Genomic DNA, 11923 nt, shown 5'->3' with positions numbered 1-11923 from the left:
GACGCACCGGGAGAAGCACTCAGAGACGCACCGGGAGAAGCACTGAAACGACGAAGGTGAACGACCAAGTCCGCCGCCCGCGCTCGATCAGCGCGGGCGGCGGACTACTTGTTTGTGTGCCCCGGTCACATACGCGCGAGCGCCGGCATCAGCCGCAGCGCGTTCTCCCGGTTGATGCCCTGGAGCTGCTCCTCCGTGAGGAAGGGGTCGCTGTCCAGGGCCGGCGTCACGTTGTCGGCGATGACATGGGCGGGGGTGGGGGGCCAGTCCGTGCCGAAGAGGATGCGGGCGGGGTCGACCGTCGCCAGCAGTGTGGGCGTGGCCGACGGGGACATCGGGCCCGCCGTGTCGAAGTAGAACCGGTGCAGGTAGTCACGGACCCGGCCGGGCTCGATCCCCGGGGTGATGCGCCCGCCGAAGAGTTCGAGCCGGGTGGCCATATAGGGGAGGAAGCCGCCGCCGTGCGGGAGGATGAAGCTGAGGTTCGGGTAGCGGTCCAGGGTGCCGTTCCTGATGAGGTTGATGGCCGCGCGGGTCGTGTCCATCAGGAAGTCGCACACGAAGGGCGGCATGCCCGGCAGGGCCCCGCCGTCCTTCGCGGCCGGCACCTCCATGGGGTGCGTGCTGATGACCGCGGACCGCTCGTCCAGCTCCCGCAGGAGGCGGTCGTGCGACTCGTCCCCGAGGACCGCGCCGTCCACGCTCGTTCTCGTGCTCACCCCGACGGCACCGAGCTCGTCGAGGCCGTAACCGACGCTCCACGCGGACAGTTCCAGGTCGTCCAGGAACACGGGCGTGAAGAAGGCGAACCGCTGGGGGTGGCTCTCCACGACGTCGGCCGCCGCCCGCAACGCGATCCGCGCGCTCTCCTGGCGCTGGGCCCGCTCACGGAACCGGCCGAGCATCGCGACGGTCATGACGGACGTTCCGATACCCGTCTTGTCCATGACCTCCAGTGCCGAGTCCAGGTCCCAGCGGGTCCACCAGGGCAGCTTCTCGCGGTTGACCACGCCTTCTTCCTCGGCCCAGTCCAGCCAGGTCGGTGCGGTGAAGTGGTGGTGGACGTCGACGCGTCCGACAAGGGTCATAACAACGTCCTCGGTGTGGGGGGTTCTGAAGGCGTGGGGTGTTCAAGCGCGGGGTGTTCAGACGTGGGTCGTACGGGCATGTGTTGTCAGGCATGTGTCTTGTTCAGGCATGTGTCGTTCAGTCATGTGTTGTTCAGCGACTGCGCGGGAGTTCAGTCGCGGCACAGCACCGTCTGCAGCACGTTCGTCAGGACGCGGTCGGCGTCCGGCATCGCCGCGTCCGCGCGCCAGGCGACGAAACCGTCCGGGCGGACCAGGACCGCGCCGTCCTCGGCCGTGCCGTGCAGCTCCGCCCAGTCGGCGTCCGGTTCGGGGACGAGGTCGTGATCGGCCCCCGTTCCCACGAGGTACGCCTCGACCGGGACGCCCAGGTTCCGGGACGCCTTCTCCACCGCGTTGCGCCACTTCTGCCCGCCGGACCCGGCGAGCAGCACGTAGGAACGCTCGTACAGATCGAGCGTGGAGATCCGGCCGGCGCCGCGCATGACCCACATGTGGGGTGCCCGGCTCCCCGGTTCGCCGCCCAGCTGGAAGGAGTCGGGGACGATCGGCTGCTCGGGCGCGGCACCCACCACGGCGTTCGACGCGTACCGGTAGCACAGGGCGACGGTCAGCAGGTCCGCCGGGTCGTCGTTGCGCCCCGCGTCGGGACTGAATCCCGGGTGCTGCTCGTCGGCCGCCTGGACGCACGCGCGCGTGCCGGTCGCGAGGGCGACGGGCCGGCGTTCCCGCTCGTAGGAGTCGAGCAGCGGCAGGCCGGCCCAGCCGCGGAGCACCGAGGCCAGTTTCCAGGCGAGGTTGTGGGCGTCCTGGATGCCGGTGTTGGAGCCGAACGCCCCCGTGGGCGGCATCTCGTGGGCCGAGTCGCCGGCCAGGAAGACCCGGCCCTCGCTGTAGCTGTCAGCGACCCGCTTCGAGGCGTGCCAGGGCGCCTTCCCGGTGATCTCGACGTCGATGCCGGCGACGCCGACCGCGGCGCGGATGTGGGCCGCCAGCCTCTCGTCGGTGAAGTCCTCCAGGGCCTCGCCCCGGTCGGGGTACCAGGGAACGTGGATCACCCACCGTTCCTCGTTGTCCACCGGCAGCAGGGCACCCTCGCCCTCGGGGTTGGTGACGTAACAGACGACGAATCGTTTCTCTCCGACATGGTTCTTCAGCGCCCTGCTCCGGAACGTCACGCTGACGTTGTGGAACAGCTCGCCCGGCCCCGACTGCCCGATCCCGAGCTGACCGCGGATGGGGCTCCGCGGACCGTCGGCGGCCACCAGGAAGTCGGCGTTCACGGTGTACGTCTCACCGGTGTCCCGGCGCATGATCTGGGCCCGCACGCCGTCCCCGGTGTCCTCGAAGGAGAGCATCTCCGAGCCGAAGCGGATGTCGGCACCCTGGTCGCGGGCGTAGTTCAGCAGGACGGGCTCCAGATCGTTCTGGCTGCACAGGCACCAGTCCGAGGAGCTGACCCGGGAGATGTCGATGCCGCCGGAGATGTCCCCAATGATCCAGCGGCGCTGCTCCCCGGTCAGGGTGTCCACCTGGAGGATGCCGTCGTTCCCGGCGAGGACACCTGCCGCCTCCCGGATACGCGACTCCAGACCGGCGGTCCGGAAAATCTCCATGGTGCGTAGATTGTTGCCGCGGCCACGCGGGTGCGTCGATGTCCCGGCATGCCGCTCGACGAGCATGTGCTCAATTCCATGGCGCCCCAGGAAAACCGAAGTGGAAAGACCCACCAGGGATCCGCCGACGATGAGAACTGGTACCGATTCCGCTTCGTGTCCACTCACGTCGACGATGTTTACCAGTTCGGACTCCGGTCCACACGTCGTACGGCGACCCGACCCATATGGCGCAGTGCCGTTTGCGGAGACGTGCCGCCCGGGAAACGGTGGCACTGACCGACGGAATCCGACCGCCGGAATCCACACCTACCCGGGGACAGCCATGACGCAAGCGTTCGCATCCGAGGAATCCGAGGCACTGTCGCCCGAAGAAGCCGCGGCCGCGGCCTCGGCGTGCAGCCGGGAGTTCCGCGCCAACCCGCATCCCGTCTACGCCACGCTGCGGGAATCGGCGCCCGTGTGCCCGCTGTCGCCCCCGCACGGCGTCGAGACGTACCTGATCACGCGGTACGACGACGCGCGCGCCGCGCTGGCCGACCCCCGGCTGAGCAAGGACATGTACGGCGCCATCGACGCCTACCACCGCATTTTCGGTGACTCGTCGATCGCGCTGGACGACAACATGCTGTTCGCGGACCCGCCGAAACACACGAGGCTCCGCAGGATCGTCGGTAACACGTTCACTCCGAAAAGGGTGGAATCGCTGCGTCCCCGCGTCCAGCAGATCACCGACGAACTGCTGGACGAATGCTCGACGACGGGACCGGTCAATCTCCTCCCGGAGTTCTGTTTCCCGCTGCCGCTCCAGGTGATCTGTGAACTCCTGGGCGTCCCGAAAAACGAGCGCAAACAGGCTCAGGAATGGTCGGCCACGGTCGCGCAGACCGGTTTTGGGCCGGAGGCAAGAAAAGCGCTGGAAATCGCCGAGGGGAATCTCCGCGACTATCTCGTGGACCTCTGCGCGCGCAAGCGGAAGGAGCCGGACTCGGGCCTGCTCAGCGCACTGGTCACGGCCCAGGACCAGGAGGGCTCGCTCAACGACCACGAACTCGTGTCGACGGCGTGGGTGCTCCTCTTCGCGGGCCACAAGACGACGGCGTACCAGATCGGCAACAGCGTCTACCACCTGCTCAGCCGGCCGGACCAGAAGCAGCTCGCGCTCAGGGACACGGCCGCCCTGGCCGCGGCGATCGAGGAGATCTTCCGGTTCGAGACCTCCGTGGAGAACTCCACCTTCCGCTGGGCGAAGGAGGACATTGTGATCCGCGACCAGCTCATCCCCAAGGGTGCGCTCGTCCAGATCTCGATCGCCGGGGCCAACCGCGACCCGGAGATGTTCGCCGAGCCCGACGAACTGGACGTCCAGCGCCCGAACGTCCAGGCCACGCATCTCGCCTTCGGCTACGGCCCGCACTACTGCGCCGGCGCGCCGCTGGCCCGGCTGGAGATGCAGATCGCGCTCGGCACGCTGTTCCGGCGGTTCCCGGACATGGCCCTGGCCGTGGCGCCGGAGGACGCGCGCTGGATGACGGTGCCGTTCCCCGCCTTCCGCGGGCTGGCGGAACTCCCCGTCCTCCTCGACCCGTCCTGACGGAGCACCCATGGAACGCGTACGCGTCATTCGGCTGCTGAACGTCCAGGAGGGCAAGGAAGCGGACTTCGTCGATTCATACCAGGGCGTGCGTGCGCGCGCCCTGCGCTTCCCCGGCCACCTCGGCGAACAGCTGTGCCGCTCGATCGAGAACCCCACTCAGTGGCTGCTCACCAGCGAGTGGGAGAGCCTGGAGTCCGTCAAGCGGTGGCGGTCCGACCCCGAGCACCAGGCCCTGGTCGAGCCGATGAACGCCTGCTTGCACGACGACCGGTGGACGGCGGTCTTCCAGGTACGGGAGACGGTGGACAAGCAGGGATCCGTCCGGCTGGAAGACCGAAAGGCGAGACAGGGCTGACCGGCATGTGACCGGCCGGTAAGGTCGGTTCCGTGCCGAAGCCGCTCAGTCTTCCCTTCGATCCCATCGCCCGCGCCGACGAACTCTGGAAGCAGCGCTGGGGCAACGTGCCGTCCATGGCCGCCATCACCTCGATCATGCGGGCCCAGCAGATCCTGCTCGCCGAGGTCGACGCGGTGGTCAAGCCGTACGGGCTGACGTTCGCGCGGTACGAGGCGCTGGTGCTGCTCAACTTCTCCAAGGCCGGCGAGCTGCCGATGTCCAAGATCGGCGAGCGGCTCATGGTGCACCCGACGTCGGTGACCAACACCGTCGACCGGCTGGTGAAGTCCGGCCTGGTGGACAAGCGGCCCAATCCGAACGACGGGCGCGGCACGCTCGCCTCCATCACCGACAAGGGCCGCGAGGTGGTCGACGCGGCCACCCGCGACCTGATGGCGATGGACTTCGGGCTCGGGGTCTACGACGCCGAGGAGTGCGCGGAGATCTTCGCGATGCTGCGCCCGCTCAGGGTGGCCGCGCACGACTTCGAGGAGAGCTGACCCGCCCCGACCCCGGGCAAGATCCCCCGGAACGGGTGGTTACGCTCGTACGCATGAAAAAGAGCGTCCTGACCCGCTACCGGGTGATGGCCTACGTCACCGCCGTCATGCTGCTCGTGCTGTGCACCTGCATGGTGTTCAAGTACGGCTTCGACATGGGCGAGGACGTCACCTTCGCCGTCTCCCAGGTGCACGGATTCCTCTACATCATCTACCTGGTCTTCGCCTTCGACCTCGGCTCCAAGGCCAAGTGGTCGTTCGGCAAGCTGCTGTGGGTGCTGCTCTCCGGGACGATCCCCTTCGCCGCCTTCTTCGTCGAGCGCAAGGTCACCCGCACGGTCGAGCCGCTGGTCAGCGGGCCGGAACCGGCTGTCGCCAAGGCCTGACGGAGCCTGACGCAACCGCCGTACCGATGTGTGCGGCGGTTCTCCCATCGACATTTACTTGGACGTCCTAGTAAATTCGAGGGTATGGACGCTGACGCCATCGAGGAGGGCCGCCGCCGCTGGCAGGCCCGCTACGACGCCGCGCGCAAGCGCACGGCGGATTTCACCACGCTCTCCGGCGATCCCGTGGAGCCGGTGTACGGACCCCGACCCGGGGACAGGTACGAGGGCTTCGAGCGGATCGGCTGGCCGGGGGAGTACCCCTTCACCCGCGGGCTGTATCCGACCGGCTACCGAGGGCGGACGTGGACCATCCGGCAGTTCGCCGGGTTCGGCAACGCAGAGCAGACCAACGAGCGCTACAAGATGATCCTCGGCAACGGCGGAGGCGGTCTCTCGGTCGCCTTCGACATGCCGACGCTCATGGGCCGCGACTCCGACGACCCACGTTCGCTCGGCGAGGTCGGCCACTGCGGTGTCGCCATCGACTCGGCCGCCGACATGGAGGTCCTGTTCAAGGACATCCCGCTGGGCGACGTGACGACGTCCATGACGATCAGCGGTCCGGCCGTACCGGTCTTCTGCATGTACCTGGTGGCGGCGGAGCGCCAGGGCGTGGACCCGTCCGTGCTCAACGGCACGCTGCAGACCGACATCTTCAAGGAGTACATCGCCCAGAAGGAGTGGCTCTTCCAGCCCGAGCCGCACCTTCGCCTCATCGGCGACCTCATGGAGTACTGCGCGGCCGGCATCCCCGCCTACAAGCCGCTGTCCGTCTCCGGCTACCACATCCGCGAGGCGGGCGCGACGGCCGCGCAGGAACTGGCGTACACGCTGGCGGACGGCTTCGGATACGTCGAGCTCGGACTCTCGCGCGGCCTGGACGTCGACGTCTTCGCCCCCGGCCTGTCCTTCTTCTTCGACGCGCACGTCGATTTCTTCGAGGAGATCGCCAAGTTCCGCGCAGCGCGCAGGATCTGGGCGCGCTGGATGCGGGACGTCTACGGCGCGCGGTCCGAGAAGGCCCAGTGGCTGCGCTTCCACACGCAGACCGCCGGCGTCTCGCTGACCGCCCAGCAGCCGTACAACAACGTGGTGCGTACGGCCGTGGAGGCGCTGGCGGCCGTGCTCGGCGGCACCAACTCACTGCACACCAACGCCCTCGACGAGACCCTCGCGCTGCCGAGCGAGCAGGCGGCCGAGATCGCGCTGCGCACGCAGCAGGTGCTGATGGAGGAGACCGGGGTCGCCAACGTGGCCGATCCGCTGGGCGGTTCCTGGTACGTCGAGCAGCTGACCGACCGGATCGAGGCCGACGCCGAGAAGATCTTCGACCGGATAAAGGAGCGGGGCCTCAGGGCGCACCCGGACGGGCAGCACCCGATCGGGCCGATCACCTCCGGGATCCTGCGGGGGATCGAGGACGGCTGGTTCACCGGGGAGATCGCGGAGTCGGCCTTCCGCTACCAGCAGGCGCTGGAGAAGGGTGACAAGAGGGTTGTGGGGGTCAACGCCCACACCGGATCCGTCACCGGCGACCTGGAGATCCTGCGGGTGAGCCACGAGGTGGAGCGCGAGCAGGTGCGGGTGCTGGGCGCTCGTAAGGAGGCCCGGGACGACCGTGCCGTGCGGGCGGCGCTCGACGCGATGCTCGCTGCCGCGCGGGACGGCGGCAACATGATCGAGCCGATGCTGGACGCGGTGCGGGCCGAGGCGACGCTGGGGGAGATCTGCGGGGTGCTGCGGGAGGAGTGGGGGGTGTACACGGAGCCTGCGGGATTCTGAGGCGGCGTGTACCTCGTGTAGAACACGACCCATGCCGAAGAACCGTCCGACGTACGTCGAACTGGGTTACTCCGATGACTTCGGACTAACCGCTCTGGCGGCGCAGTTGTGCTCCCCGGACCGCCCTGCCGTCGACCTCACCGCCGATCTCCCGGCCGCGCTCGCGGTCGCGGCCCGGCTGGCGGACGCCTCCGACGGCGAGGAAGCCGTGGAACTGGGGGAGGACGCCCGTCGTCTGCTGGACGGCCCGTTGCCGGACGAGGTTCTGCACACCGTGTGGCTGGCCGCGGTCGGCCGGGCTTTCGATCCGGCCGGCCACGGCATGGACATCCGCACCTGGCTGCGGGCGGTCTCGGACCTGGCCACGGACCGCCTGCGGCAGAACAGGCGTTCCTACGTGCCGCCGCCGGTCCACCCGGTACGGGACGAGGGCCTGTGCGGGGAGATCGTGGCGGAGATCCGGGGGCTCGCCGCCGAACTGACCGGCGCCGCCGGGCTGCCCGATCTCGTTCCGGCGCTGCGGCAGGTGGTCGGCCTGAACGATGCCGATGTCGGCTTCCGGCTCTTCCTGCGGGCCCTGAAGGCGTCGTCCGTGCGGGTCTCGAAGGAGCGGTACGACCGGTTCCTCGGGCTCGGCGAGCGGCTCGGGTACCCGGTGGCGGTCGTACGCGACGGTCTCGCCGTCGACTGGCCACCCATCGACACCGCGCGCCGTGAAACCGAGTGGGACTTCGGGTTCTCACAGCTCGCCGGGAACGCCCACCAGGACTGGAGTCCCGACAGGGCCCGCAGAGAGATCAGCCGGGTGGCCGACGCGGACGAGCCCGGGCAGTCCCCGGGCACGGCCGCGGCCCTTCTGCTGGAGGACGCGCTGCGGCTGTCGCGGTCCCCGCTGTCCGACGGCACGATCACCACGCTGTGGGCCGCGGTCTCGGGCGCGGCACTGCGTGTCGACGGGCGGGGCTGGCTGCGGCTGGTCGCGGACGTGTGCGAGGAGCGGCTGAGGGAGATCGCCCCCGCGTACACCCCCGTCGTACCGCCCGCCGTCACGGAGCCGGCGGACGCCGTGCTGCGGGAGGTCCGGGAGACGGCGCTCGCGGTGGCGGACCAGGCCGTCAGTCCCTCCTGGCGGCCGATCCCGGCCGCGGAGGCCATGGCCGCGCTGGAACAGGTGGTCCAGCAGGTCGACCCCGACCTCGGATTGCGGCTGTTCATGGTGCTTCTGCGGGTGCTGTCGGTGCCGGTGACGCCGGGGCAGTACGAGCGGTACCGGGCCCTCGGCGACCGGTTCGGGTACGGCGCGTACCACGTCGACGGGGTCGAGCACCTCGTGAGGTAGGGGGCAGGGCGTCAGGCCGCCGGGTCCGCCGTCAGACCGTTCAACAGGAGCCCGGCGAAACTCCGCACCCACTCCTCGTCCACCGGCTCCGCGCTCACCAGGGTGCGGTGGACCACGGCACCCGCCACCACGTCGAAGATCAGGTCCGCCGTGCGCGCCGCTTCCTCCGGATCCGTCTCCGGGGGGAGCTGCCCGCGTTTCTGGGCCCGGGAGCGGCCCAGGACGACCAGGTGTTTCTGGCGCTCGACGATCGACGCGCGGATGCGTTCGCGCAGCGCGTCGTCCCTCGTCGATTCCGCCACCACCGCCATCAGCCCGCTCCTCGCCTCCGGGCGGGCCAGGATCGCCGCGAACTGCAGGACCACGCCCTCGATGTCGGCGGCCAGGGAGCCGCGGTCCGGGAGCTCCAGCTCGTCGAAGAGCTCCGCCACGGCGTCGACCACCAGCTCGTTCTTGCCGGACCAGCGACGATAAAGCGTCGTCTTCGCAACCCCGGCGCGCGTCGCCACGTCTCCCAGGGTGAGCCTGGACCAGCCCACCTCGACCAGTGCCTCCCGCGTCGCGGCCAGGATCGCCGTGGCAGCGGCGGCGCTGCGCGGGCGTCCGGGGCGGGTGACGGGGGTCCTGCTCTGCATCCCACGACCATATCCCCGTGATATCGGGGGATTCTGTGTGGTGGTGAGGGAGATCACCCGGCTGTGTGGGGGTGAGGGAGATCACCCGGGCATGGTGTCCTTGAGGCACTCGGTGCCATTACGCTACGACTCGTAGCGAAAGCTCGCGATGGACGTACGCGAGCGACGACACGCACGACGTGGGGTGGGGACCCGGCGTCGAACAGCATCAGGCCCGACCGGCTTTCACGGTGCTTTTCACGTGTGCGCGGGGAACGGGGGAGGATAGACGCATGCAGCCACGGAACATGTCCATGAGCGGAGTCGTCGACCTCGCCGCGGTGAAGGCGGCCCAGGAGGCCAAGGCGAAGGCGGAGCAGGCGCGCGCCGAGGCCGCCCGGCAGGGCGGGGGTGCCGGCGCCGTGTCGCCCGCCGATCTAGTCATCGACGTCGATGAAGCCGGATTCGAGCGGGACGTCCTTCAGCGGTCCGCCGAGGTGCCCGTCGTCATCGACTTCTGGGCCGAGTGGTGCCAGCCCTGCAAGCAGCTGAGCCCCGTGCTGGAGCGGCTCGCCGTCGAGTACAACGGCCGCTTCCTCCTCGCCAAGATCGACGTCGACGCCAACCAGATGCTGATGCAGCAGTTCGGCGTACAGGGCATCCCCGCCGTGTTCGCCGTGGTCGCCGGGCAGGCGCTGCCGCTCTTCCAGGGGGCGGCCGGCGAGGCGCAGATCCGCGAGACCCTCGACCAGCTCGTCGCCGTTGCCGAGCAGCGGTTCGGCCTGACCGGCCTGACGGTCGACCCGGACGCCGAGCCGGGAGGCGCGCAGGCGTCACCGGCCGCACCGGCCGGTCCTTACGACGCCCTGCTCGAGGCCGCCGTGCAGGCGCTGGACGCGGGCGATCTGGGCGGCGCCGTACAGGCGTACAAGAACGTGCTGAGCGAGGACCCGGCGAACTCGGAGGCCAAACTCGGGCTCGCCCAGGCCGAGTTGCTCCAGCGGGTGCAGGGTGTGGACCCGCAGCAGGTGCGCAAGGACGCCGCCGACAAGCCCGCCGACGTGGCCGCGCAGATCGCCGCCGCCGACCTGGATCTGGTCGGCGGGCATGTCGAGGACGCCTTCGGCCGGCTCATCGAGACGGTGCAGCGCACGGTGGGTGACGACCGGGACACCGTACGGCTTCGGCTGCTGGAGCTGTTCGAGGTCGTGGGTGGCGAGGATCCGCGGGTGGCGGCGGCGCGCAGGGCCCTGGCGCGTGCTTTGTTCTGACCGATTCGACGAGCGGGGCGGTGGCCCCGTTCTGACCAGTGACTAAACGCTCGGGCCCGTGTTGCGCGAGTGAAAGATTTGTCGACAGAGCGCCAGTGCGGCCGTGCTTTACCAAATCTTGGTAATCACGGCCGCAGTTACTGGGGGTAAGTTGCGGGCTTCGTTCTGTCAGAGCCTGTCCGGTGATACCTGGATTTGTCCGGTCGCTTGACGCCACCCTGGGTCGCTGTCCGAGACCGGCGGGTCGTTGTTCGGTTATCCGGCCGTTACTACTGAGTAACGAAGCCCCTTGTGCGGGCGGCGAGAATGGACCACGATCGGCCACGCTCGGTCCTTTCCCCGTACCCCGACAGCCGGTTGGGTCACGGGAGTTCCTGGGTCCCCACCGAGCAGAGTCGGCGGCAGTGGCGCCGGCTCTTGGGCAGGGGGGTCTTCGTCCACCCGGCGAAGCCTGTCCAGCAAGGTTGTGCGTGATGCGTGTCAGGCGCGACCAGTGGTTGTCGCTCGGGGGTGATCGCCGGTGATTCGGGCGCGGTTCGCGCCTTTCGAGTACGGGCGCTCTCCTTCCCGAGGACGTAGCACTTCTCCCATCCCTGCCCGATTGAGCCCTTTTTGAGGGTGGGTCGGGGCAGGCGATGTACGTCCGAGAAGGAGGAAATATGGAGTCCCAGGTGCGTGGCGGGACCAGATGGAAGCGGTTCGCTGTGGTCATGGTGCCCAGCGTCGCCGCGGCCGCGGCGGTGGGTGTCGGGCTTGCGCAGGGTGCGCTGGCCGCTTCGTTCAGCGTCTCCGGCCAGCAGTTCAAGGTGACGGCCGCTCACCTGCACGGTGAGGGCTTCGCCCAGTACGGCGGCATCGACACCGTCTACACCTCGACCAAGGGTGATAAGCAGACGCAGGTCCCGGTCGCGATCTCTTCGTTCGACGACGCGACCATCACCAAGATGTGCCAGTCCGTCAAGACGGAGATCCCCGTCATAGGCAAGACGATCTACCTTCGTCTTGAGGCGGGCAACGACGCGAAGAACCCGGTCAAGGCGAAGAACCTCTACATCGACGTCGCTCAGCTCGACGCCGATGCGGAGTTCAAGAACATCGACATCGGCGTCGCGGTCAAGGACAAGACCCGCGGCCCCGACGTCAAGCAGCGCGAGAACGTACTGCCGGGCGGATTCGCCCAGCAGGCGGAGGAAGCCGACCTCTACGGCGTCGAGCAGACGGCGTGGGCGACCACCGCAGGCACGTTCAAGCTCAGCGGCCTGTCCATGCGTCTCGGCACGGACTCCAAGATGGAGTGCTACTGACGGTCTCCGTCACCGGGGCGTCCTGG

11 protein-coding genes are annotated in these 11923 nt (G+C 69.0%); 8 read left to right on the top strand and 3 right to left on the bottom strand.

Going from position 1 to position 11923, the window contains the following annotated elements; all coding sequences use genetic code 11:
• Window positions 1–125 precede the first annotated feature (125 nt).
• Together ACIBAG_RS40855 and ACIBAG_RS40850 are read right to left on the bottom strand one after the other, a co-directional pair.
• Window positions 126–1088 carry an amidohydrolase family protein gene (locus tag ACIBAG_RS40855; protein WP_399112582.1) on the bottom strand — a complete coding sequence of 321 codons (963 nt, stop codon included), beginning with the start codon at window positions 1086–1088 and terminating at the stop codon, window positions 126–128.
• A gap of 152 nt (window positions 1089–1240) precedes the next feature.
• Window positions 1241–2872, bottom strand: a complete 1632-nt coding sequence (locus ACIBAG_RS40850; protein WP_399112581.1) for an FAD-dependent oxidoreductase — start codon at window positions 2870–2872, stop codon at window positions 1241–1243.
• Window positions 2873–3029: 157 nt separating this feature from the next.
• Between ACIBAG_RS40850 and ACIBAG_RS40845 the strand changes: the two genes are divergently transcribed.
• The 6 genes from ACIBAG_RS40845 (at window position 3030) to ACIBAG_RS40820 (ending at window position 8708) form a co-directional block, all read left to right on the top strand.
• The gene (locus tag ACIBAG_RS40845) at window positions 3030–4298 is read left to right on the top strand and encodes a cytochrome P450 (RefSeq protein WP_399112580.1); all 1269 of its coding nucleotides are present in this window, start codon (window positions 3030–3032) and stop codon (window positions 4296–4298) included.
• Window positions 4299–4308: 10 nt separating this feature from the next.
• Window positions 4309–4656, top strand: coding sequence for an antibiotic biosynthesis monooxygenase family protein (locus ACIBAG_RS40840; RefSeq protein ID WP_399112579.1), 348 nt, complete (start codon window positions 4309–4311; stop codon window positions 4654–4656).
• Window positions 4657–4688: 32 nt separating this feature from the next.
• A complete protein-coding gene (locus ACIBAG_RS40835) occupies window positions 4689–5198 on the top strand; it encodes a MarR family winged helix-turn-helix transcriptional regulator (protein ID WP_031485723.1) in 510 nt (169 codons plus the stop codon).
• A 53-nt stretch (window positions 5199–5251) separates the two neighbouring features.
• Complete coding sequence (locus ACIBAG_RS40830) at window positions 5252–5584, top strand: DUF3817 domain-containing protein (protein ID WP_031485721.1); 333 nt, start codon at window positions 5252–5254, stop codon at window positions 5582–5584.
• An 84-nt stretch (window positions 5585–5668) separates the two neighbouring features.
• The gene (locus ACIBAG_RS40825) at window positions 5669–7369 is read left to right on the top strand and encodes a methylmalonyl-CoA mutase (protein WP_399112576.1); all 1701 of its coding nucleotides are present in this window, start codon (window positions 5669–5671) and stop codon (window positions 7367–7369) included.
• A gap of 31 nt (window positions 7370–7400) precedes the next feature.
• Window positions 7401–8708 carry a hypothetical protein gene (locus ACIBAG_RS40820; protein WP_399112574.1) on the top strand — a complete coding sequence of 436 codons (1308 nt, stop codon included), beginning with the start codon at window positions 7401–7403 and terminating at the stop codon, window positions 8706–8708.
• Between the two features lie 11 nt (window positions 8709–8719).
• Here ACIBAG_RS40820 and ACIBAG_RS40815 read toward each other — a convergent pair whose 3' ends face one another.
• Window positions 8720–9343, bottom strand: coding sequence for a TetR/AcrR family transcriptional regulator (locus ACIBAG_RS40815; RefSeq protein ID WP_399112573.1), 624 nt, complete (start codon window positions 9341–9343; stop codon window positions 8720–8722).
• Window positions 9344–9615: 272 nt separating this feature from the next.
• Between ACIBAG_RS40815 and ACIBAG_RS40810 the strand changes: the two genes are divergently transcribed.
• Entirely contained in the window at window positions 9616–10593 is a 978-nt protein-coding gene (locus tag ACIBAG_RS40810; protein ID WP_399112571.1) for a tetratricopeptide repeat protein, read from the top strand.
• Between the two features lie 659 nt (window positions 10594–11252).
• The gene (locus ACIBAG_RS40805; RefSeq protein ID WP_399112569.1) at window positions 11253–11897 is read left to right on the top strand and encodes a DUF6230 family protein; all 645 of its coding nucleotides are present in this window, start codon (window positions 11253–11255) and stop codon (window positions 11895–11897) included.
• Window positions 11898–11923: the final 26 nt, after the last annotated feature.

This window comes from Streptomyces sp. NPDC051243, from assembly GCF_044455405.1.
Classification (GTDB): domain Bacteria; phylum Actinomycetota; class Actinomycetes; order Streptomycetales; family Streptomycetaceae; genus Streptomyces.
The sequence above is the reverse complement of the archived record's forward strand: the minus strand, read 5'-3'. Positions and strand labels throughout refer to the sequence as shown.